This is a genomic window from Pseudomonas fragi (genome assembly GCF_002269505.1).
GTDB classification, from domain to species: Bacteria; Pseudomonadota; Gammaproteobacteria; order Pseudomonadales; family Pseudomonadaceae; genus Aquipseudomonas; species Aquipseudomonas fragi_D.
This window is the reverse complement of sequence record NZ_NQKQ01000032.1, coordinates 1-20,717: the sequence shown is the minus strand read 5'-3', so window position 1 is coordinate 20,717 and position 20,717 is coordinate 1. Positions and strand designations below refer to the sequence as shown.

20 protein-coding genes and 2 pseudogenes are annotated in these 20,717 nt (G+C 55.7%); 10 read left to right on the top strand and 12 right to left on the bottom strand.

Features of this window, described 5'->3' with window-relative positions:
* Positions 1-8 precede the first annotated feature (8 nt).
* Positions 9-1,925, bottom strand: a complete 1,917-nt coding sequence (locus CJU81_RS21175) for an ATP-binding cassette domain-containing protein (protein WP_016780043.1) — start codon at positions 1,923-1,925, stop codon at positions 9-11.
* Between the two features lie 215 nt (positions 1,926-2,140).
* Here CJU81_RS21175 and CJU81_RS21170 point away from each other — a divergent pair, with 215 nt between their 5' ends.
* The gene (locus tag CJU81_RS21170) at positions 2,141-4,069 is read left to right on the top strand and encodes a transglycosylase SLT domain-containing protein (RefSeq protein ID WP_095038127.1); all 1,929 of its coding nucleotides are present in this window, start codon (positions 2,141-2,143) and stop codon (positions 4,067-4,069) included.
* A gap of 169 nt (positions 4,070-4,238) precedes the next feature.
* On the opposite strand, the gene CJU81_RS21165 is transcribed toward CJU81_RS21170, so the two are convergent.
* The 3 genes from CJU81_RS21165 to yegS form a co-directional block, all read right to left on the bottom strand.
* On the bottom strand, positions 4,239-5,045 hold the full coding sequence (locus CJU81_RS21165) for an MOSC domain-containing protein (RefSeq protein ID WP_095038126.1): 807 nt from the start codon (positions 5,043-5,045) through the stop codon (positions 4,239-4,241).
* A gap of 70 nt (positions 5,046-5,115) precedes the next feature.
* Positions 5,116-6,051: a chemotaxis protein CheV gene (locus CJU81_RS21160; RefSeq protein WP_095038125.1), complete on the bottom strand. Its 936-nt coding sequence runs from the start codon at positions 6,049-6,051 to the stop codon at positions 5,116-5,118.
* Positions 6,052-6,145: 94 nt separating this feature from the next.
* The gene (gene yegS / locus CJU81_RS21155; protein WP_095038124.1) at positions 6,146-7,039 is read right to left on the bottom strand and encodes a lipid kinase YegS; all 894 of its coding nucleotides are present in this window, start codon (positions 7,037-7,039) and stop codon (positions 6,146-6,148) included.
* Between the two features lie 158 nt (positions 7,040-7,197).
* On the opposite strand from yegS, the gene CJU81_RS21150 reads away from it, so the two are divergent.
* Positions 7,198-8,646, top strand: coding sequence for a mannose-1-phosphate guanylyltransferase/mannose-6-phosphate isomerase (locus CJU81_RS21150; protein WP_095038123.1), 1,449 nt, complete (start codon positions 7,198-7,200; stop codon positions 8,644-8,646).
* Position 8,647: 1 nt separating this feature from the next.
* Here CJU81_RS21150 and CJU81_RS21145 read toward each other — a convergent pair whose 3' ends face one another.
* Together CJU81_RS21145 and moaB are read right to left on the bottom strand one after the other, a co-directional pair.
* Positions 8,648-9,874, bottom strand: coding sequence for a molybdopterin molybdotransferase MoeA (locus tag CJU81_RS21145; RefSeq protein WP_095038122.1), 1,227 nt, complete (start codon positions 9,872-9,874; stop codon positions 8,648-8,650).
* On the bottom strand, positions 9,858-10,397 hold the full coding sequence (gene moaB, locus CJU81_RS21140) for a molybdenum cofactor biosynthesis protein B (protein ID WP_095038121.1): 540 nt from the start codon (positions 10,395-10,397) through the stop codon (positions 9,858-9,860). Before moaB ends, CJU81_RS21145 begins: the two co-directional genes overlap by 17 nt.
* Before the next feature lie 78 nt (positions 10,398-10,475).
* Here moaB and mobA point away from each other — a divergent pair, with 78 nt between their 5' ends.
* Both mobA and CJU81_RS21130 read left to right on the top strand, forming a co-directional pair.
* Positions 10,476-11,045 carry a molybdenum cofactor guanylyltransferase MobA gene (mobA, locus tag CJU81_RS21135; protein WP_095038120.1) on the top strand — a complete coding sequence of 190 codons (570 nt, stop codon included), beginning with the start codon at positions 10,476-10,478 and terminating at the stop codon, positions 11,043-11,045.
* 104 nt (positions 11,046-11,149) lie between these two features.
* Entirely contained in the window at positions 11,150-11,371 is a 222-nt protein-coding gene (locus CJU81_RS21130; RefSeq protein WP_095002224.1) for a YgdI/YgdR family lipoprotein, read from the top strand.
* A 49-nt stretch (positions 11,372-11,420) separates the two neighbouring features.
* On the opposite strand, the gene CJU81_RS21125 is transcribed toward CJU81_RS21130, so the two are convergent.
* Together CJU81_RS21125 and CJU81_RS21120 are read right to left on the bottom strand one after the other, a co-directional pair.
* A complete protein-coding gene (locus tag CJU81_RS21125) occupies positions 11,421-12,311 on the bottom strand; it encodes a pseudouridine synthase (protein ID WP_095038119.1) in 891 nt (296 codons plus the stop codon).
* Between the two features lie 42 nt (positions 12,312-12,353).
* Complete coding sequence (locus CJU81_RS21120) at positions 12,354-12,590, bottom strand: glutaredoxin family protein (RefSeq protein WP_095038118.1); 237 nt, start codon at positions 12,588-12,590, stop codon at positions 12,354-12,356.
* A 207-nt stretch (positions 12,591-12,797) separates the two neighbouring features.
* Between CJU81_RS21120 and CJU81_RS21115 the strand changes: the two genes are divergently transcribed.
* The 5 genes and pseudogenes from CJU81_RS21115 to CJU81_RS21095 form a co-directional block, all read left to right on the top strand.
* On the top strand, positions 12,798-14,531 hold the full coding sequence (locus tag CJU81_RS21115; RefSeq protein WP_095038117.1) for a cation:proton antiporter: 1,734 nt from the start codon (positions 12,798-12,800) through the stop codon (positions 14,529-14,531).
* Between the two features lie 142 nt (positions 14,532-14,673).
* Positions 14,674-14,988, top strand: coding sequence for a DUF883 family protein (locus CJU81_RS21110; RefSeq protein WP_095028518.1), 315 nt, complete (start codon positions 14,674-14,676; stop codon positions 14,986-14,988).
* 1 nt (position 14,989) lies between these two features.
* The gene (locus CJU81_RS21105) at positions 14,990-15,364 is read left to right on the top strand and encodes a phage holin family protein (RefSeq protein WP_095038116.1); all 375 of its coding nucleotides are present in this window, start codon (positions 14,990-14,992) and stop codon (positions 15,362-15,364) included.
* Entirely contained in the window at positions 15,361-15,699 is a 339-nt protein-coding gene (locus CJU81_RS21100; RefSeq protein ID WP_016780028.1) for a hypothetical protein, read from the top strand. Before CJU81_RS21105 ends, CJU81_RS21100 begins: the two co-directional genes overlap by 4 nt.
* Positions 15,700-15,871: 172 nt before the next feature.
* Positions 15,872-16,133 (top strand): annotated as a pseudogene (locus CJU81_RS21095) (deoxyguanosinetriphosphate triphosphohydrolase); the annotation flags it as partial.
* 182 nt (positions 16,134-16,315) lie between these two features.
* Here CJU81_RS21095 and CJU81_RS21090 read toward each other — a convergent pair.
* The 4 genes from CJU81_RS21090 to CJU81_RS21075 form a co-directional block, all read right to left on the bottom strand.
* A complete protein-coding gene (locus tag CJU81_RS21090; RefSeq protein WP_095038146.1) occupies positions 16,316-17,671 on the bottom strand; it encodes a deoxyguanosinetriphosphate triphosphohydrolase in 1,356 nt (451 codons plus the stop codon).
* Between the two features lie 219 nt (positions 17,672-17,890).
* The gene (locus CJU81_RS21085; RefSeq protein ID WP_095038115.1) at positions 17,891-18,433 is read right to left on the bottom strand and encodes a hypothetical protein; all 543 of its coding nucleotides are present in this window, start codon (positions 18,431-18,433) and stop codon (positions 17,891-17,893) included.
* Positions 18,434-18,525: 92 nt separating this feature from the next.
* A complete protein-coding gene (locus CJU81_RS21080) occupies positions 18,526-19,074 on the bottom strand; it encodes a hypothetical protein (protein ID WP_095038114.1) in 549 nt (182 codons plus the stop codon).
* A 96-nt stretch (positions 19,075-19,170) separates the two neighbouring features.
* Complete coding sequence (locus CJU81_RS21075; protein ID WP_141232621.1) at positions 19,171-19,731, bottom strand: hypothetical protein; 561 nt, start codon at positions 19,729-19,731, stop codon at positions 19,171-19,173.
* Between the two features lie 522 nt (positions 19,732-20,253).
* Here CJU81_RS21075 and CJU81_RS21070 point away from each other — a divergent pair.
* Positions 20,254-20,652: pseudogene (locus tag CJU81_RS21070) on the top strand (deoxyguanosinetriphosphate triphosphohydrolase); the annotation flags it as partial.
* Between the last annotated feature and the right edge of the window lie 65 nt (positions 20,653-20,717).

Sequence of the window (20,717 nt, the reverse complement as noted above, 5' to 3'; positions counted from 1 at the left end):
GCGATCAATCAGGCATCCAGCTCGGCCCAACGCTCAACCAGCTGTTCAAGCTCGGCTTGCAATGTTTCAAGCTTGGCAATCACTTCTGCGGTTTTGGCCGCAGGCAGTTGATAGAAACCAGCGTCAGCCATTTCTGCTTCAACCGCGGCAATTGCCTGTTCTTTGGCGTCGATATCAGCAGGCAAGGCTTCCAGCTCACGCTGCAGCTTGTAGCTGAGTTTCTTTTTCGCAGCCGGAGCAGGTTGCGCAGCCACAGGTGCCGGGGCAGCCTCGACCACCGCCGAGTTCAGGTCGGCCTTGCCGGACTTGCTCTCGGTTACGCCCAGCAGGCGTGGCGAACCGCCCTGACGCAGCCAGTCCTGATAACCGCCCACGTATTCGCGAACCTTGCCTTCGCCCTGGAAAACCAGGGTGCTGGTAACCACGTTATCAAGGAATGCCCGGTCGTGACTGACCATCAGCACGGTGCCCTTGAAGGTCAGCAGCACTTCTTCAAGCAACTCCAGGGTTTCAACGTCCAGGTCGTTGGTTGGCTCATCGAGCACCAGCAGGTTGGCCGGCTTGCTGAACAGCTTGGCCAGCAACAGACGGGCACGCTCACCACCCGACAGCGCCTTGACCGGCGTGCGGGCACGCTGAGGGCTGAACAGGAAGTCACCCAGGTAGCTGAGCACGTGGCGGCTCTGGCCGTCGATATCGATAAAGTCGCGGCCTTCAGCCACGTTGTCGATCACGGTTTTTTCCAGATCCAGCTGATGACGCAGCTGATCGAAGTAAGCCACGTCAATGCGCGTGCCCTCTTCAACCGTACCTTCGGTTGGCACCAGGCCGCCCAGCATCAACTTGAGCAGCGTGGTTTTACCGGTACCGTTGGCACCCAGCAGGCCGATACGGTCGCCGCGCTGGAGCACCATCGAGAAGTCCTTGAGCAGGAACGGACCACCCGGGTGCGCAAAGCTGACGTTTTCCAGCACCATTACTTGTTTGCCGGATTTGTCTGCGGTGTCCAGCTGGATGTTGGCCTTGCCGGTACGCTCGCGACGTTCGCTGCGCTCTACGCGCAGTTCTTTCAGGGCGCGCACGCGGCCTTCGTTGCGGGTACGGCGGGCCTTGATGCCCTGGCGGATCCACACTTCTTCCTGGGCCAGGCGCTTGTCGAACAGCGCGTTGGCGGTTTCTTCAGCAGCCAGGGTGGCTTCCTTGTGGACCAGGAAGCTGGCGTAGTCGCCGTTCCAGTCGATCAGGCCGCCACGGTCCAGTTCCAGAATCCGGGTGGCCAGATTTTGCAGAAATGAACGGTCGTGGGTAATAAACAGTACCGCGCCCTGGAAGTCCTTCAAGGCCTCTTCCAGCCACGCGATTGCGCCGATATCCAGGTGGTTGGTCGGTTCGTCGAGCAGCAGCAAGTCCGGTTCGGAAACCAGTGCTTGAGCCAGCAGGACGCGTCGACGCCAGCCGCCGGACAATTCGGCAAGAGTTTTATCTGCCGGCAACTGCAGACGGCTCAGGGTGCTGTCTACCAGTTGCTGCAAGCGCCAGCCATCACGGGCTTCAAGGTCTTGCTGGACGTGCATCAGCTTGTCCAGGTCAGCATCGGTGACGATGTTCTGACTCAGGTGATGGTACTGGGCCAGCAGTTCGCCAACACCGTCCAGGCCTTCGGCCACAACGTCGAACACGGTCCGCTCGTCGGCTACCGGCAACTCTTGCGGCAATTCGCCAATCTTGAGGCCGGGCGCGCGCCAAACAGAGCCGTCATCGGGTTTTTGATCACCTTTAACCAGCTTCATCATGCTGGACTTGCCGGTACCGTTGCGGCCGATGATGCACACCCGCTCTCCACGGGCGATCTGCCAGGACACCTTGTCCAACAACGGCATAGAGCCGAAAGCAAGGGACACATCGCTGAATTTGAGCAGGGTCATGAGCTTCTCCAAAAACTGGGCGCGCATTCTACCTGATTTAACCCCTCAGGCGGCCGGGTATTTCGTGTACGGCGCCCGCTCCCCTTCATTTAGTGCCAAGTTGCACCGCTTGACCGCCAAGGCTTTCACGCGCTGCTGGCAAAAGGCTAAGCTACGAGATAATCAGTGCAGGCCCGACCTGCGCTCGTCGCATTTTTTATCAGTACGGAAGCCTCATGCGCAGTCGTCTCTTCAACTTTTTATCCTGCCTGCTTCTCACCAGTTGTGCCGTGCAAGCCGCCCATGGCGCAGACCTGACTCAACAACGCCAACTGTACGACCAGGCCAAGCGCGCCCTGGCCAAAGGCGATTCCGGCCCTTATTTTCAAAATTCCGCAGCCCTGCGCAGCTACCCGCTCACGCCGTACCTGGCCTATGACGAGCTGACCGCCCGACTGAAGTCGGCGAGCAACACTGAAATCGAGCAATTCCTGGCCGAGCACGGCGACCTGCCCCAGGCCAACTGGATGAAACTGCGATGGTTGCGTTGGCTGGCAGACCGTGGCGACTGGGCCACTTTTGAAAAGTACTACGACCCCAAGCTCAACTTCACCGAGCTGGACTGCCTCAATGGTCAATATGAACTGCAACACAACCGCAAGGCCGAGGGTTATGCCAGTGCAGAAAAACTGTGGATGGTCGGCAAAGCACAACCTGCCGCCTGCGACGCCCTGTTCAGCCAATGGGCCGCTGCAGGCCAACTGACCGAGCAAAAACGCTGGCAGCGGGTCAAGCTGGCCGCTGAAGCACGCAATTACGCCCTGGCCACGCAACTGGCCAACGGCCTCAATACCCTGGGCCCACAAGCCCGGCTGATGATTGAAGTGGCGCAAAAGCCCGACATGCTCAGCCAGCCGTCACGCTTTGCCCCGGCCAGCGAGGCCATGTCTGACGCCGTAGGTCTGGGCCTGCGCCGCCTGGCGCGCCAGGACCCGGAAAAAGCCGCATCCCTGCTCGACACCTACGCCACCAACATGCACTTTTCCCGCGATGAAAAAGTCGCCATCGCCCGGGAAATCGGCCTGACGTTCGCCCGCCGCTACGACAGCCGCGGCCTGGACATCATGACCCAGTACGACCCCGAACTGCGGGACAACACCGTCACCGAATGGCGCCTGCGCCTGCTGCTGCGCCTGGGCCGCTGGGAAGACGCTTATCAGTTGACCCGCAAGCTGCCCCAGGACCTGGCAACCACCAGCCGCTGGCGCTACTGGCAGGCGCGCAGCCTGGAGCTGGCCGAGCCAAAAAACCCGCAGGCGCTGGTACTGTTCAAAAAAGTCGCCAACGAACGGGATTTCTACGGTTTCCTCGCTGCTGATCGGGCGCAAACCCCTTACCAGCTCAACAACCGGCCGCTGATGCTCAGCCCGCAACTGATCAAAAAAGTGCGCAACACACCCGGCGTACAACGCGCACTGGAATTCCATGATCGCGGCCAGGTGGTCGATGGTCGTCGTGAGTGGTACTACGTCAGCCGCCTGTTCAGCCGCGACGAAATGGTCGCCCAGGCCAAACTGGCCTACGACCTAAAGTGGTATTTCCCGGCTATTCGCACTATCAGTCAGGCCCAGTACTGGGACGATCTGGACATTCGCTTCCCGATGGCCCACCGCGACACCCTGGTGCGTGAAGCCAAACTGCGCGGCCTGCATTCCAGCTGGGTATTTGCCATTACCCGTCAGGAAAGCGCCTTTATGGATGACGCCCGCTCCGGCGTTGGCGCCAGTGGCCTGATGCAGTTGATGCCAGCCACGGCCAAAGAGACCGCACGAAAATTCAGCATTCCGCTGGCCTCACCGCAGCAAGTGTTGAACCCCGATAAAAACATTCAGTTGGGTGCGGCTTATCTGAGCCAGGTGCATGGTCAGTTCAATGGCAACCGGGTGCTGGCTTCGGCGGCTTACAACGCAGGCCCGGGGCGCGTGCGCCAATGGCTCAAGGGCGCCAACCACCTGGGCTTCGACGTCTGGATCGAAAGCATCCCGTTCGACGAAACCCGCCAATATGTGCAGAACGTACTGTCTTATTCGGTGATCTACGGACAGAAGCTCAATGCGCCGCAGCCGGTGGTGGACTGGCATGAGCGCTATTTTGATGATCAGTGACAGGCAAACTCTGTAGTCGCTGAGGAGCGAAGCGAGGCTGCGATCGATGGCGCAGCCGTAGTAAATCAGGCACCGCCGTAGCCCAGACAGACTGGGGGCTCAGGTTTCGCGACGGCTGCGCCATCGATCGCAGCCTCGCTCCGCTCCTCAGCGACTACAAGCTCCGGCGTTATTCCAGCACCGTCACCGGCATCCCGACTTCCAGTACGCCGTTACCATCGTTGACCAGGTTCTGACCGAACATGGTGCCGTTTTCCTGCTTGCGATAGGTCATCAGCGTCGCCAGCGGTTCTCGCTGTTCATCACGCACCCCCGTTTGCGGATCGACAGTGGTCAGGATGCAGCGCGAGCAGGACTTGACCACGCGAAACTCCACATCGCCAATGCGGATACGCTTCCAGCCGTCTTCGGCAAAGGCTTCGCTGCCTTCAATTACCAGGTTGGGACGAAAACGCAGCATCTCCATCGGCCGACCGATCTTGCGGGAAATGTCATCCAGGGATGCCTGACCAATCAGCAAAAGCGGGTAACCATCGGCGAACGCGACCTGGTCATCATCCCGGCCGTATCCCGACTCAGTGGTGCGCGCCCTTTGCAGTGGCACATGCACCAGACGCACCGGTTTTTCGACAAAGCGGCTCAGCCAGTCGGCAGCAGCATCGCCTGCATCCGGCACACGCAGGGTGTCACGCCAGATCGTTACACCACGCAGGTCTGTGTCGGCATCAGGCACCGCCACCTCCAGAGCCTCAAAGCCCTGGGCGCTCAAGGTCAAGCCACCCGTGACGTTCCACAGCGCTGACAGCTGGCTCATCTTGGGATCGGCACGCTGGGTGAGAAATCGCCCGCTGGCCTCATCCACCAACATCCAGCGGCGATCACCTTCCAGCCCCAGCTTGTCCAGCCGGGCCTGAGGCAAGCTTTCACCCTTGCCGGATTTGAGTGGAAAACGATAAAGCGCGCTTAGACGCAGCATGACTCAGGCTCCCTGCGAGGTAAAAAAGCCACAGTATACGAGCCCATCACGGATGCAAAGATGTGAGGCTTCAGGCAGGCACCTGGTCAAGTATCAATCGCTGACGTACGACATCAACCAGTTTGTCCGGCTGAAACTTGGACAGGAAATTGTCGCAACCCACCTTCTTCACCATCGATTCGTTGAAGCTGCCCGATAACGAGGTGTGCAGTACCACGTACAACGCACGCAAGCGCGGGTCGTTGCGGATTTCGGTGGTCAGCCGGTAGCCGTCCATTTCCGGCATTTCGGCATCGGTAAAGATCATCAGCAGCTTGTCAGTCATGACCTGGCCAGTGTCAGCCCAGGCCTTGAGCATGTTCAGTGCCTTGAGGCCATCACTGGCGATATGCATTTTGACCCCCAACTGCGAAAGGGTTTCGCGCAGTTGTGCCAGGGCCACGCTGGAATCGTCGACCAGCAGCACTTCCCGCCCGCGCACCTGCTCGAAGATCGGATCGGCCAGCTTTTCGCGCGAGACCTTGGCGTTATACGGCACAATTTCGGCCAGGACTTTTTCGACGTCGATGATCTCGACCAGTTGTTCTTCGACCTTGCTGATGGCAGTCAGGTAATGGCTGCGCCCGGCACTGGCGGGCGGAGGCAGGATGGCCTCCCAGTTCATATTGACGATGCGATCGACCCCGCCCACCAAAAAGGCCTGCACCGAGCGATTGTACTCGGTGACGATAATGGTGCTGTCCGGGCCCGGCACCAGCGCACGCATGCCGATAGCCTGGGACAGGTCGATCACCGGCAGGGTTTTGCCGCGCAAGTTGACCACACCGCACACATGGGGATGACGGTGCGGCATTAGGGTCAGCTTGGGCAACTGCAGGACTTCTTGCACCTTGAACACGTTGATCGCGAACAATTGCCGACCGGCCAGGCGAAACATGAGAAGTTCCAGTCGGTTTTCACCGACCAGTTGCGTGCGCTGGTCTACCGTGTCGAGAATGCCGGCCATGAATAACTCCTGAGCGTGGGTGCTTGATGCCTGACCTTATCGGCCGGTTTTCCCGGAGCTTGATATCGGTTAGCCATCTACTGCCCATACAAGCTTACTGGCCCAGCAAAGGCGAGCCCTGTGGCAAATGCACGTTCAAGGCACCCTTGCGCACGGTGAAGCGCATGGCCTCGCCCTGCAGCGGCTCGCCATCCAGGTTGATTGCAAGCCCCTGCGCAGCCTTGATTTCGACCCAGGGCAAACGTGCCCGGACGAACAGGTTATCCAGCCCCCACCCCTCGGCCACCAGGTTCTTGAGGGTGCCGACTATGTCCTGTGGTGCAGGCAAAATACTGACATCCAGCAAGCCATCATCCACCAGAGCGTCAGGGCACAGGACTTGCCCGCCCCCGGCCTGACGACCGTTGCCAATGCCCAGCGCCAGCAGCTCGCCTTGCCAGTGAAAATCCGGCCCCTGCAACTCGGCATAGGCCGCATGCAGCTCGCTGAAGCGAGACAGCCCGGTAAACAGGTAGGCCGCGCCACCCAGCACCTTTTTCAAGTCCTCGGAGGTATTGGCCGTGACCTGGCTACCAAAGCCGCCGGTGGCCATGTTCAGGAACAATTGACCGTCAACCTCACCCAGGTCGATGGGCCGCGCAGGCGCATCCAGCAAAGCCAGGGCTTGAGCGGGTTCCAGGGAAACACCGGCGGCGCGCGCAAAGTCATTGGCCGTGCCCAGCGGCAACAGCACCAGGCTGGCCTCGGTATCGGCCAGAGCCATCGCCTCGCAAATATCGCGCAACGTGCCATCGCCACCGCCCGCAATCAGACGCGTGTAGCCGTCGTCCAACGCTTCGCGCACCAGACGCTGCGCGTCCCCGGCCTCCCAGGTCAGGCGTACCGCCAGCTCCCAGCCTGCCGCACGCTGTTGTTCAACGGCGGCGCGTACGTCTTCGTTGAGCGCCTGCTTGCCATGCAATATCAAAAAAGCCTTACCTGCACTCATGTTCCATCCCTCAACATAATCGGTCTGACTGCTTGGACAACAGCCAGATCAGAAAGACCCATGCACGGATGATTTAACCTTCTCGGGTCGATCAAAACCGCAGAACCCGTCAGACTTCAACACCTGACAGCAGTCCCATGATTCTAGAGGCGTTTTCAATGAGCACACTGGTCCCCTGCATCATCGCCGGTGGCGCTGGCACCCGGCTGTGGCCGGTGTCGCGCGAGACCCTGCCCAAGCCCTTCATGTGCCTGCCCGATGGCCAGAGCCTGCTGCAAAAGACCTTCGCCCGCGCCATCGGCCTGCGTGACGTCAGCCAGTTGCTGACCGTGACCAACCGCGACGTATTTTTCCGTGCCCTGGATGATTACCGCGCACTGAACAGCGCCGGCATCGAACTGGACTTCATCCTCGAACCCTTTGGCCGTAACACGGGCGCAGCGATTGCGGCAGCGGCCCTGCAAGTCGCGCAACACTACGGGGGCGATGCGCAATTGCTGGTATTGCCTGCCGATCACCTGATAACCGATCTTGACGCCTTCAGCCATGCTGTCGAGCGCGCCCGGCAATTGGCAGACCAGGGCTGGCTGGTGACCTTCGGCATTTTGCCGACCCGCGCCGAAACCGGCTTTGGCTATATCGAAAAAGGCCCGGCACTTAACGCTGACAGCTTTAAAGTGGCGCAATTTGTAGAAAAACCTGACGCCCTGACGGCCCAAGGCTACCTCGACGGCGGCTTGCATCTATGGAACAGCGGGATGTTTTGCATGCGCGCCGATAGCGTCCTGAACGAGTTTGAAACCCATGCTCCGCAGGTACTGAGTGCCGTCATCGATTGCCTTGGGCACAGTCAGGTGTTTGCGGGCAAACAGCAGCGTCATCTCGAACTGGACAGCCAGTATTTCGCCCAGGTACCCGATATTTCCATCGACTACGCAGTGATGGAACGTTCACAGAAAGTCGCAGTGGTGCCCTGCCAGTTGGGCTGGAGCGATATCGGCTCATGGCAGGCGGTGCGCGAACTGAGCCCGGCAGACGCCAATGGCAACCAGTGCAATGGCGAAAACGTGCTGCACGATGTGCATAACTGCTACATCGACTCGCCGAAACGGCTGGTAGGCGGGATCGGGCTAAACGACCTGATCATTGTCGACACCCCCGATGCACTGCTGGTCGCCGATGCGCGGCGCAGCCAGGACGTCAGGCATATCGCGCAAGCGCTCAAGCTCCAGGGCCACGATGCTTACCGCCTGCACCGCACCGTCACCCGCCCCTGGGGGACCTACACCGTGCTGGAGGAAGGCCCGGGGTTCAAGATCAAGCGCATTGTGGTCAAGCCCCGCGCTGCACTGTCATTGCAAGTGCACCAGCGGCGCAGCGAGCACTGGATCGTGGTCAGCGGCGTTGCACAGGTGACCAATGGCGACCTTGATTTCCAGCTCGACACCAATGCATCGACCTTTATCAAATCCGGCAGCCCGCACCGGCTGAGCAACGCCGGTGACGCTGACCTGATCATGATCGAAGTGCAAAGCGGTGAGTACGTGGGCGAAGACGATATCGTGCGCCTGACCGATATCTATGGGCGAGTGCCGATCGCTGACTGACTCAACCCAGCACTTCACTCAAAGGGATAAAACCCACGGAGTCGCCTTGCGCCACCGTGCGCCCTTCAAGAACCTCTACCAGCCCTTCGGCCCATGCTGCGCTGCGCAACACTCCCGAGCTCTGGTTGCGGTAGATCACCACACGCCCCTGCTCCAGACGCCCGCGCAGGTACTCGCGGCGATTGCCCGGCTTGGGCCAGACAAAACCGGCAGGCACCTGAAACTTCAGCGGCTCGACCGCCTGCACGCCTTGCAAACGCAGGAGATAAGGCCGCGCAAGCAGCGCGAACGTCACCAGCGTCGACGCCGGGTTACCCGGCAAACCGATCACCGGCACACCGCGAAAGTGCCCGCAGGTCAGCGGCTTGCCCGGCTTGATTGCCAGTTTCCATAGCGCCAGCTCGCCCTCTTCGCGCAACGCTATGCCCAAAAAGTCCGCCTCGCCCACCGACACGCCACCGGTGGACAAAATCAGGTCAACCGCCCCCAACTCACCCAGACGTTGACGGGTGGCCGGCAGATCATCAGGCAAGATCCCCGCGTCGACCACCTCACAGCCCATGCGTGTCAGCCAGCTGCACAACACGACACGGTTGCTGTTGTAGATTTGCCCCGGCCCCAACGGCTGGCCCGGCTCGACCAATTCATCGCCAGTGGACAACACTGCAACCTTGACCCTTCGGATCACCAGCAGCGCGGCACAACCCAAAGATGCCGCCAGCCCCTGCTCAATCGGCCCCAGGCGCGTACCTGCCGTAAGGACAACCTCACCCACCGTAGTTTCCTGCCCCTGGGGACGAATGTTCTGACCTGCATGTAACGCCTGGGTGAAGACCACACGTCCGTCGGCCTGCAACTGGGCGTTTTCCTGCATTTCAACGCAGTCTGCGCCCGCCGGTACCGGGGCGCCGGTAAAGATACGGGCGCAGGTACCAGGCGCCAGAGGCTCGGGAGCAGTACCGGCGAAAATACGCTGGCTGACCGTTAGCGGTTCCCCCGACCAATCGGCCATATTCAGCGCATAACCGTCCATGGCACTGTTGGGCCACGGCGGCAGATCAAGGCTGGAAACCAGATCGTGGGCCAGTACACGGCCATCACTTGCCCCCACCAGCACCGATTCGGTGTCAAGGATCGGCGCCGCGTCAGCCAGGGCCAGCAAACGCTCAAGCGCCACCTCGACGGGCATCAGCTCGCCAGTTCGACCCGGCTTATCCACGGGTTTCACAGGCCGCTACCTGCTTCAAGTGGGCGACGAAGTTGCAGGGGCGATGACGGGAATCCAGTTGCTCGGCCAATATCCCGTCCCAACCGGTGCGTACCGCGTTGGTCGAACCCGGCAGGCAGCACACCAGCGTACCGTTGGCCAAACCAGCCAGAGCCCGGGACTGCACGGTCGAAGTGCCAATGTCCGCCACGGATATCTGGCGGAACAGTTCTCCAAAGCCATCAACCTGCTTGTCCAGCAAGCAACTTACGGCCTCTGGCGTGCTGTCGCGTGCGGTAAAACCGGTGCCGCCGGTAATCAACACCACTTGCACCCTATCGTCGGCAATCCAGGTGGCGACCTGGGCGCGGATTTTATACAGGTCATCCTTGAGCAACACCCGTGCCGCCAGGTTGTGCCCGGCATCACGCAGGCGATCAACAAAGACCTGACCCGAGGTGTCGGTTTCCAAGGTTCGGGTGTCACTGACGGTCAGAACAGCGATATTCAAAGGTACGAAAGGTGCATCAACCTTGGCTTTCATAGACGAGGTCCAGTTGTAGGAGAAACAGCCCGGTGTTATATCACAGCCCTTCTTTTGCCTGGTTGCGCGGAGTTCCTCATGAGCCAGTTTGAATGCTCCATCTTGTTGCTGGCGGGCGGCCGCGGCCAGCGCATGGGCGGTCAGGACAAGGGGCTGGTTACCTGGCAGGGCCAGCCGCTGATAGCGTATGCACAGCGAGTAGCCCGCCCGCTGACCGATGACCTGATCATTTCCTGCAATCGCAACCACGATCAATACGCGCGCTTCGCCGACCATCTGGTCAGCGATGGCAATACTGATTTTGACGGCCCTCTGGCGGGGATCCGCGCGGGGCTGGCCGCTGCCCGACACGCGCATTTGCTGGTGCTGCCCTGCGATGTACCGAACATTGACCGTGACTTGCTCCAAGCCATGCTGGGCGCCGCCGCGCAACATCCCGATCAGCCGCTGATGGTTCGCAATGGCGAGCACTGGGAACCGCTGTTGTGCGTGATTCCCTCAGCCCTGAACGATGCGTTCGAGAACGCCTGGCAGGCAGGCGAACGCAGCCCGCGCAAAATCATGCTCCAGCTCAATGCACGGGCCTGGCAATGCGCCGAAAATGACCCGCGGCTGGCCAATCTCAATACCCCGGACTTGCTGAAATAATCCGCGCCAGTGTCTGCCCGGGGCTAGCAATGGAACTTGCAGACGATGTATACGTCTCAAGGACAGTAATCATTAACAGCACATTCACTTGTTGGAGATACACCATGACTCACCGGACTCTCGCCGCCCTGATGCTCGCTGCTGGCATGGCCGCCCTTGCCGGCTGCTCCTCGCCTTCGGTGATCACCCTGAACGACGGTCGCGAAATCCAGACTGTCGACGCGCCAAAATACGATGACGACTCAGGCTTCTACCAGTTCAAGCAACTGGACGGTAAAGAAACCCGCATCAACAAAGACCAGATTCGTACCGTTAAAGAGCTGTAATACCGCTCTCTGGTCTTAAAACAAAACCCGCCTTGTGCGGGTTTTGTTTTTACCAGTCCAGATGAATCCGGCTCTCGAAAAAGCGCGCTTCTCCCGTGACCGGATCAATAAAGCGCAAACTCTGGGCCAGCAGCTTAAGCGGCTTGGCATAGTCATCCACGGCGTCCTTGATCACGTGCGGGTAGAACGGGTCGTTGCAGATTCCAGCGCCCAATGCCGCCATATGTACCCGCAACTGATGCTTTTTCCCGGTTACGGGGTACAGCGCATAACGCCACAGCTCACCGTTTTTCTCACAAACATCGACCAGGGTTTCAGTATTGCTGGCGCCCGGCCCTTCTTTCATACGGAAAAACGGCTCGCCCTCCACCAGACGAGTTTTATGCACCAGCGGCAGTTCAAGCTCAGGTAGTGCCCGGGCAATAGCCTCGTAGCGCTTGTCGATCTTGCGCGTGGGAAACAGCGACTGATAAGCCGAGCGACTTTGCGGGTTGGCTGAAAACAGTACCAGCCCCGCCGTATGCCGATCGATGCGGTGCAGTGGTACCAGATGCGGGTTATCCAGGGTTCGGATCAAGCGCCGCAGCAGTGTTTGCTCGACATACTCACCGCCCGGCGTCACCGGCAGAAAATGCGGTTTGTCAGCCACCACCAGATGTTCATCGGCATACAGGATGGTTTCCTGCACCGGGATGGGTGTTTCGTTGGGCACTTCGCGAAAGTAATGAATGCGCAGGCCTTCCCTGTACGCCAGTTGCGGGCTGATCGGCGCGCCGTCGGCGTCCAGCACCCGGCCACGGGCGATACGGTCAAGCCACTGTTCGCGGCTGATGGCACTAAAGTGGTCACTCAGACAGTCGAGCACCGTCAGCCATTTGCCCGGCGGCAGGTGCAAGGTGCTGGCTTGATGCTCGGCGGCGATAAAAGGCTGGGGCGACATAGAGAAACTCGAACGATAAGTGCAGCCGGCGATTATGCAGGTTTATCCGAGAAAATTGACCACCTGCGCAGTATCAAACGGCCAGCCCAGCTCCTGACCCGTATCTACCCGGCGCAGTACCGGAATCTGCAATCCGTAGGTTTCAAACAATGAGTCGCTGTCAGCAATATCGACCAGCTCAACCATCAGCCCGTGTTCAACCAGAGGCATCAGAATCGCCTCGGCCAGTTCACACAGGTGACAGCCCAAGGTACCGAACAATTGACATTCGGGAGGCATAAGTAATGACCTGAATAGTAAAGCGTGCATTTTAGGAGCCTTGCCCGACGACGTCGACCCGCAGCAACCACCTGTAACCAGTTACGCGAATTGACAATCAATAGCTCTAATACGCTCCTTGCGACTACGCTTGACCCACATCAGCGACAGCTCTGCGCAATTGCCGGATGCTCGCGACCTTTTTAGCGACCTGCCAAGGAAGACTTTGTGTTTGCCAATTTGTTAATCATCCTAGCTTCGTCACTGGTGGTCATCGCCCTGTTTCGGCGTCTGAAACTGCCGCCAGTGCTGGGTTATCTGTGTGTCGGCCTGTTCGTTGGCCCGACCGCCCTGGACTGGATCAACGACAGCCCCGATCTACCGGATCTGGCAGAACTTGGGGTGGTATTTTTGCTGTTTTCCCTGGGCCTGGAATTCTCGCTACCCAAAATGCTCAAGCTGCGTCGGGTGGTGTTTGGCCTGGGCAGCCTGCAAGTGCTGTGTTCAGCCGTGGCACTCGGCGGCCTGCTGTATGCCTTTGGCATGAGCCTTAACGGCGCATTCCTGCTCGGTGCCGGACTTGCCCTGTCATCCACGGCGATCGTCAGTAAAGAGCTGACAAGTCTGGGGGAAATCTTCAGTCGTCACGGTCAGAACGCAATTGGCGTACTGCTGTTTCAGGATGTGGTCGCGGTACTGCTACTGACGCTGGTGCCAGTGTTCGCCGGCAGCAGTGACCAGGCCTGGTATTGGGCCTTGCCGGTTACCTTGGGCAAGACTGTAATCCTGTTTTTGGGGCTGCTGTTTGCCAGCCGCTTCCTGCTGCCGCGCCTGTTCCACGAGGTGGCCGCGTCGCGCTCGGCCGAGCTGTTTGTGTTGCTGGCGCTGGTGATCGTACTGCTCACCGCCTGGCTCACCCACCTGCTGGGCCTGTCCCCCGCGCTGGGCGCCTTCCTGGCCGGTATGCTGCTGGGCGAAAGCCACTATCGACATCAGATTGAAGCCGATATCCGACCTTTCCGGGACATTCTGCTGGGCCTGTTTTTCGTCAGTATCGGCATGCTGATCGACCTGCAGCTTTTCATTCACCACGGCTTCCTGATTTTGGGCCTGACCCTGGCCCTGATGCTGATCAAGGGTGCCGTGGTCGCGATTCTGGTCAAGTTGCGTGGCAGCGACGGCGAAACCGCCTGGCGCAGTGGCCTGGCACTGGCCCAGGGCGGTGAGTTCTGTTTTGCCCTGATGGCGCAGATGCAGAGCAACTCGCTGATCCCGGCGGATATGGCTGCCTACCTGCTGGCCGCCACGTTCTGCTCGATGCTGCTCACGCCCCTGCTGCTGCGCGCCGCGCCACTTATCGCAGCCAGCCTGCACCGCCAATCCTATGAAGAGGCGGAGCTGGAAGAAATCGCAACACAAAACGCTGAACTCCAGGGGCATGTGGTGATGTGCGGCTATGGCCGCGTGGGCCAGTCCATCGGCCGCTTCCTGCGCAGTGAACACAAGGACTTTGTCGCGCTGGACTACGACCCCGACCGCATTGAGGAAGCCGCAAAAGCAGACGGCTGCGTACACTACGGCGACGCCCGCCGGGGTGATCTGCTGCGCGCTGTAGGCCTGGATCGTGCACAACTATTGGTGATCGCCGTGGACAACACCGAGGTGGCCATGAGCGTGCTCAAGGAAGCCCGCCTGATTACCCTCGAAGTGCCCATTCTGGTCAGGACCCGCGACGACAGCCAGCTCACCGAGCTCAAGGCCGCCGGGGCCACCGAGGTGGTGCCGGAATTGCTCGAGTCGAGCCTTATGCTCGCTTCCCATGCACTGATATTGCTGGGCCTGTCAGAAAAAACCGTGCAACGCCGCGTTGATCAGGTACGCCATGACCGCTATCACTTGCTCGAAGGCTGTTTTGAAAGCGAAGAATCGCAGGATGCTGTAATCCCCCGCGAAAACGACTGATTTAAGGTAAGGTTTTGCTTCTGTACACAAGAGATATCTCTGGCACGGCCTACCCAAAAGCGTAAGCAATGCCAAGGAAACGAGTGAACCTTCGCCGAAGGCCTACACTCGAACGATCATCAAGCCACTAATGGAGTGAATCATGGCCCGTAAAACAGCAAAGAATGCTCAAGAAATTTTGATGGCCGATTTCCAGACTCTGGTCTACGACGCCGAAAAACTGCTGGAACACACCGCCTCCCTAGCCGGTGACCAGGCTGAAGAGCTGCGCGCCCAGATCAAGGACAGCCTGTTTAAAGCCCGCGAAACCCTGGAAGAAACCAAGGAATCGCTGAAAGACCGCAGCCAGGCCGCCGTAGTCGCTACCGAAGATTATGTGCAGGCAAATCCTTGGCAGTCCGTGGGCATCGCGGCGGGTGTCGGCTTTGTTCTGGGCCTGCTGGCAACACGGCGCTGATATGACAGACGAATCCGGCTCCCCCCGTTCCTCACCGCGGCGCCTGGGTGCCGCGTTCCTGGGTCTGTTGCACAGCCATGTCGAATTGCTGGGCATCGAACTGCAAGAGCAGAAGGCACGCACCGTCAGCCTGTTGTTGTTTGCCGGGCTGGCACTGGTGTTCGCCCTGTTGCTGCTGATCGGCCTGTCGGCGCTGGTGATGATCCTGCTCTGGGACAGCTACCGCATCCCGGGCCTTATCGGGCTGTGTGTGTTTTATACGCTGGCAGCCGTGTTCTGCGGGCTGCGTCTCAAGGCCGCGATCTTCGATGAGTCCTCTCCTTTCCACGCCACGCTTGAAGAGCTGGCCAAAGACCGCGAGCGTTTGCTGCCATGAGCCTGCCTGAACTGCCGCAAAACGCATCACGCCAGGAGTTGCGCAAAACCCTGATTCGCTTGCGCATGGAAATGCACCGCCAGGAGATTCGTCATGAATCGCAACAGTTGCTGCAACCCCTGCAAAAAATGCGCGGGATGACCAGCAACTGGCAAGAAACCCTGGGGATCAAGCACGCGCCTTTATGGGGCGTGGGGATTGTCACCCTGCTCGGGTTCCTGACGGGCAGAGGCGCCAAAAGCAAAAACACCGAGGGTACGTCCCGCTGGATCGGGCTGACCACCGGTTTGATACCGCTGATCAAGATGGTGATCCAGGCCACGCGCAAGCCCTGAACTGAAGGATCCACCCTCCCTCTGTGGGAGCGAGCCCGCTCGCGAAAGCATCACCGCGGTTTGCCCGAAAAATCGCAATCTTTGCTTCGCGAACGGGTTCGCTCCCACAGAGGGGCTTCTGATTACTCCCCACACTTGCGTCATCCGTTCTGAAGCGAGAAGCTGCGTAATTCACAAAGACCACGACCGGATCATCTTTTCAGGGGCATTTCGCCGTCTGGGACGCAAGACCCAGGTCCATCCGGTGAACAGCAATGATCATATCCACACCCGGCTCACCCATTCGCTCGAAGCCAGTTGCGTCGGCCGTTCCCTGGGCATGCGCGTAGGCGAGACGATCCGCAGCGCCTTGCCGCAATGGTGTGATCCCGCCTTTTGGCCACTCAGGTGAAGACGCCATTCGCAACTGGTTCGAGCAAGCGGCCAAGCGCGGCTGTTACCAGAGCGAGCTGTACTTAGGCCTTGCAGCCAAAAATGACATATTTTGAAAAGCAACAGCCAAAAATTTATAAGTACAACTATTTGGCAATATCAAGAAGATTTAGCTTTCAAAAAAAAGAATATGAAGGGCTTTGCTATAGCTCTACTCTACCACTGACCCCGTGATCCAAGCCACCTAGGTTCGCTCCCCGCCCAAACCATTAAACTGTCGAGCCAAGTGCATGGCATAGTTATCTGTCATACCACTCACGTAATCCAAAACCTGCATCATTGCACCGTATTCCTTGGAAACGCCCCCACTGGCGTCTAAATTCTTCAAGTCCAGACCAAGAAGCTCAACCACCCTTCTAGTCTTCGAATCAGCTACACCGCCCTTTCTGACATATTCCAAAGCAGCAGAGCAGCTAACGTTAAGCAGCGTAGATAGAGTGCTATAAGCCCCTATTTCTAACTCAACCTTCCTTGGATGCTGGAAGATTTCATCACGAGCAAGACCTTTGGCGGCTGCTACACATTCACGGACGTTCTTATCACAAAGCTCTAAAATACCTAGAACCTTGCCAGTCATGATTTCATTATGGTTATTCATGAAAGCAGTCGCTCCAGCATCTACAAAAGCTGAAATAACTTTTCCACGAACCATAGAAAGCCTGCGACCAACCTTCATGCCTTGTATTTCTTTGACTAACTGATTCTTCTGGTGATCATCAAGGACAAGGCACAGTATTTCAAAGACCTTATCCCACTCAAGGATGCCCATCTCTACACCATCTTCTAAATCAAGAATGGCGTAGCAGAAGTCATCAGACACTTCCATCAGATTAGCCAATGGATGGCGGCACCGCCAACCATCACCCAGTTTTAACAAACCCGTCGCATCCGCCACTTCATTGAACAAACTCAATTCAGAGCAGTAAATACCATATTTGTTCTGAATAGGTCTTTGCCCATTAACAGCATCACCAGCAAGCCAAGGGTATTTGATGAAAGCACCTAATGAAGCATAGGTTAGACGCATCCCCCCTTCATAGGGATGATATTCCGAGGTCGTTAAAACCCTGAACCCTTGGGCATTACCTTCAAATCTACGCAAGTCAGTAGCTTCATTGAATGGCAATTGCTCAATCAGCTTGGCTCCAACATCATTGGAGAACCAGTGACGAATAGCTTCTTCACCTGTATGCCCAAAGGGAGGGTTGCCAATATCATGAGCGAGACAAGCAGTCTGGACAATATCACCAATATCAGAAGCTGAATGTTGCTCAGGGATAAGTCTTTCATTCAGAAGTTCTTGGCCTACTCTCACCCCCAGAGTACGACCAACACAAGCCACTTCCAAGCTATGTGTGAGACGATTATGAACATGGTCATTCGTGGCGAGAGGATGAACCTGAGTCTTTCTTGCAAGGCGTCTGAAAGCCCCGGAGAAAATAACCTTGTCATGGTCTGAGTGGAAAGGTGAACGGCCTAGCTCAGATTTAGGAGGACGACCGCCAAGACGGGTGTTATTCAGCAACTTATCCCAACTCATGCTTCCCATGCTTACCTCTCAAACCATTTATACAACATCCAGCATAGCTTACTTAAACAATATTTCAAAACACACTTTAACCCTTATCAACTTATATAATCGCAAAGCCCGAACCTCAACCCGAACAACAGCCATTCACTTATGACACCAACAATGCTACCAATTTAAATACGAATGCAAAAAAAGACTATCTAAATAGTCTTTTTTTATACTTATTTATTAGTAAAATGTACCATCATCCATTGCCGACTCTAACTGATCGTTGTAATGACTCTCATTGAATTTCTCAACTTTATTGTAAGTCATTAACTTTTCTGGCTTACGATATTCGTCATCGCTTGCAAATGCTTGGAAGGTGCTGTCATCAACCATCCGAATATGCAGTTGAAGCTCTCTCGATTCGTAACCATAAAACTCAACAAAACCCGGTATTTGACTTTGGCGGGCAATCATCAAAGCTTCTTTAACCGGCTTATCATAAAGGTAGTAAGTAGCTTTTACCATTATAGCCCCACCCGTTTCAGTGTCATTTTTACCGAAACGAGTATTTTCATAAGGTTCAAAAACCACCCCACCATTCATATCGGCTGTTTGACCAAGCCATCTGTAACCTTCAAGAGCCTTAGTGATTGACTTGATAGGACCAGCATACTGAACACTGGTTCTATCTTTATCAAGTTCTACACGCTCAAATGTTTCTGCACTAGCAACAAAAGATGAAGTAGATAATACTGCTGCGAAACACAATCCAATTATCTTCATTTACCTCTCCTTTTTAGTTAATCGGTTACACAGCTCAACAAAGCCTTAAACAACAAAGAAGACTGCTTGATTAGTTTTTTTATGTCTCTTTACTAGAAAATCATACCACTATCTCTCGCGGATTTAAGCTTGTCTTTATAATTGCCTTTATTAAACTCTTCAACTTTTTTATAAGTCATTAGGTTTTTCGCTGGATTTTGATATTGGTCATCGCTAGAAAAAGCTTGAAAGGTGTCAGCGCCCACCATTCTTATGTGAAGTTGAAGCTCTCTTGAGTCCAAACTATAAAACTCAACAAACCCCGCAACTTGGCTTTGACGGGCAACCATTAAAGCTTCTTTAACTGGCTTGTCATATAGGTAGTATGTAGCTTTTACCATTATAGCCCCACCCGTTTCAGTGTCATTTTTACCAAAACTATTATTTACATGGGGTTCAAAAACCACACCACCATTCATGTCTTTTGTTTGACCAAGCCATCTGTAACCTTCAAGACTCTTGGTGATTGACTTGATAGGACCAGCATACTGAACGCTGGTTCTATCTATATCAAGCTCTACTCGCTCAAAGGTTTCCGCTGATGCTGCAAACGACGAAACCGCAATCAACGACGCAAATACAAAACTAATAACTTTATCCATTTTCCCTTTTCCATTTCATTACTAAACTTAACAAAACACTAAACCAATACGATTTCAAAAAATGCTATCTATATTACCCCTACCATACAACGCAAACTAAAACCACATCCCACTTTCCTCTACTGACTCTAACTGATCCTTATAATTACTTTCATTAAATTTCTCAACTTTTTTGTAAGTCATTATCTTTTCTGGTGTACGATATTGGTCGACACTTCCAAATGCTTGAAAAGTATCATTGCTGACCATCCTTATGTGCAATTGAAGCTCTCTCGATTCATACCCGTAAAATTCGACAAAACCCGGAATTTCGCTTTGACGTGCAATCATCAGAGCCTCTTTAACTGGCTTGTCATATAGGTAGTAAGTAGCTTTTACCATTATAGCCCCACCCGTTTCAGTGTCATTTTTACCAAAACTATTATTTACATGGGGTTCAAAAACCACACCACCATTCATGTCTTTTGTTTGACCAAGCCATCTGTAACCTTCAAGACTCTTGGTGATTGACTTGATAGGACCAGCATACTGAACACTGGTTCTATCTTTATCAAGCTCCACTCGCTCAAAGGTTTCTGCTGATGCTGCGAACGACGAAGCCGCAATTAGCGACGCAAATACAACACTTATAATTTTATCCATTTTTTCCTTTTCCATTTTATAAATTGCATAAGCCAATCAACGCTAAAACGGACAAATCCTACCACAAAACGACTGATTGTAAAATGCCACTACCCCTACACATGAATAAACTCACAACCTTTTAATAACTTCTCCACTGCTATATTCAACAGTTAATCAGCAACAGAACATTTAACACCCCCTTACAGCCAGCATCATTTCTGATTGAAGTGCAGATTACAAACACCCCAGCTCACCCGACAAGCTATAATAGGTAGAGAAAAATCACGACTTATAAATACCTCCCATCGAGCGAGACAATATAACCGAAGAACCTCTTAACTTTTAAAGAATAAAAATATAAGCCAAAAGAATGATTCGCACACAAACAGTGACGACAGCAAACTCATAAGCCATAGCAACTCACTTCATAAAAGCAAAGGTGAAACACCGCTCCTGACAGCCCAACTTTACTACCCAATAGAAACCGGGTATTTTGCGGCCTATCGTCAGTCAACAGGAAATAAATGTAGTTCACCGCACGTAAAAACCCACTTAGATGATATTTGCAATGCGCTGATCGATCTTGAGGACTGCCTGGAGATGGATCTGCTGCAATACAGTGAAGTCGAATCCCTGCTGCTAAATTTGGTGGGCGATGATTTGCCTGAAACCTATCACCTGCTTGGCTCCAACAACTCGCGACGACGCAAATGGGCAATACTGCGTGGCAAGGCCATTGAGCATCTGACCAATACCGCCGCCCGGGCTTTTGTCGCACAACAGGAGGCGCTGCTGGCAGGCTCATTGCCAGGGGATCTGGTCGAACACATGCACGGCACGGCCAAACGTTGCGTGCTGGACGCCAAAGACATGGCACGCAAAAGGATGTTTCAGGACAAACGCAAAAACTTGCATGAAATAGGTGCCTACACATCTCTGGAAATGGCGGTCTCAAGGAACAAGTGCAACAGTCAGTTAATTTTTCTGAGCATGCTAATCACGAAACTGGGCATTCCCGC

Coding starts and splice junctions, on each gene's coding strand:
- CJU81_RS21130 (WP_095002224.1), top strand. CDS start 11,150: ATGACTCACCGGACTCTCGCCGCCCTGATGCTCGCTGCTGGCATGGCC.
- CJU81_RS21150 (WP_095038123.1), top strand. CDS start 7,198: ATGAGCACACTGGTCCCCTGCATCATCGCCGGTGGCGCTGGCACCCGG.
- CJU81_RS21165 (WP_095038126.1), bottom strand. CDS start 5,045: ATGCTGCGTCTAAGCGCGCTTTATCGTTTTCCACTCAAATCCGGCAAG.
- CJU81_RS21120 (WP_095038118.1), bottom strand. CDS start 12,590: ATGCCTCCCGAATGTCAATTGTTCGGTACCTTGGGCTGTCACCTGTGT.
- yegS (WP_095038124.1), bottom strand. CDS start 7,039: ATGAGTGCAGGTAAGGCTTTTTTGATATTGCATGGCAAGCAGGCGCTC.
- CJU81_RS21085 (WP_095038115.1), bottom strand. CDS start 18,433: ATGAAGATAATTGGATTGTGTTTCGCAGCAGTATTATCTACTTCATCT.
- CJU81_RS21080 (WP_095038114.1), bottom strand. CDS start 19,074: ATGGATAAAGTTATTAGTTTTGTATTTGCGTCGTTGATTGCGGTTTCG.
- CJU81_RS21175 (WP_016780043.1), bottom strand. CDS start 1,925: ATGACCCTGCTCAAATTCAGCGATGTGTCCCTTGCTTTCGGCTCTATG.
- moaB (WP_095038121.1), bottom strand. CDS start 10,397: ATGAAAGCCAAGGTTGATGCACCTTTCGTACCTTTGAATATCGCTGTT.
- CJU81_RS21110 (WP_095028518.1), top strand. CDS start 14,674: ATGGCCCGTAAAACAGCAAAGAATGCTCAAGAAATTTTGATGGCCGAT.
- CJU81_RS21100 (WP_016780028.1), top strand. CDS start 15,361: ATGAGCCTGCCTGAACTGCCGCAAAACGCATCACGCCAGGAGTTGCGC.
- CJU81_RS21105 (WP_095038116.1), top strand. CDS start 14,990: ATGACAGACGAATCCGGCTCCCCCCGTTCCTCACCGCGGCGCCTGGGT.
- mobA (WP_095038120.1), top strand. CDS start 10,476: ATGAGCCAGTTTGAATGCTCCATCTTGTTGCTGGCGGGCGGCCGCGGC.
- CJU81_RS21090 (WP_095038146.1), bottom strand. CDS start 17,671: ATGAGTTGGGATAAGTTGCTGAATAACACCCGTCTTGGCGGTCGTCCT.
- CJU81_RS21075 (WP_141232621.1), bottom strand. CDS start 19,731: ATGGAAAAGGAAAAAATGGATAAAATTATAAGTGTTGTATTTGCGTCG.
- CJU81_RS21170 (WP_095038127.1), top strand. CDS start 2,141: ATGCGCAGTCGTCTCTTCAACTTTTTATCCTGCCTGCTTCTCACCAGT.
- CJU81_RS21160 (WP_095038125.1), bottom strand. CDS start 6,051: ATGGCCGGCATTCTCGACACGGTAGACCAGCGCACGCAACTGGTCGGT.
- CJU81_RS21125 (WP_095038119.1), bottom strand. CDS start 12,311: ATGTCGCCCCAGCCTTTTATCGCCGCCGAGCATCAAGCCAGCACCTTG.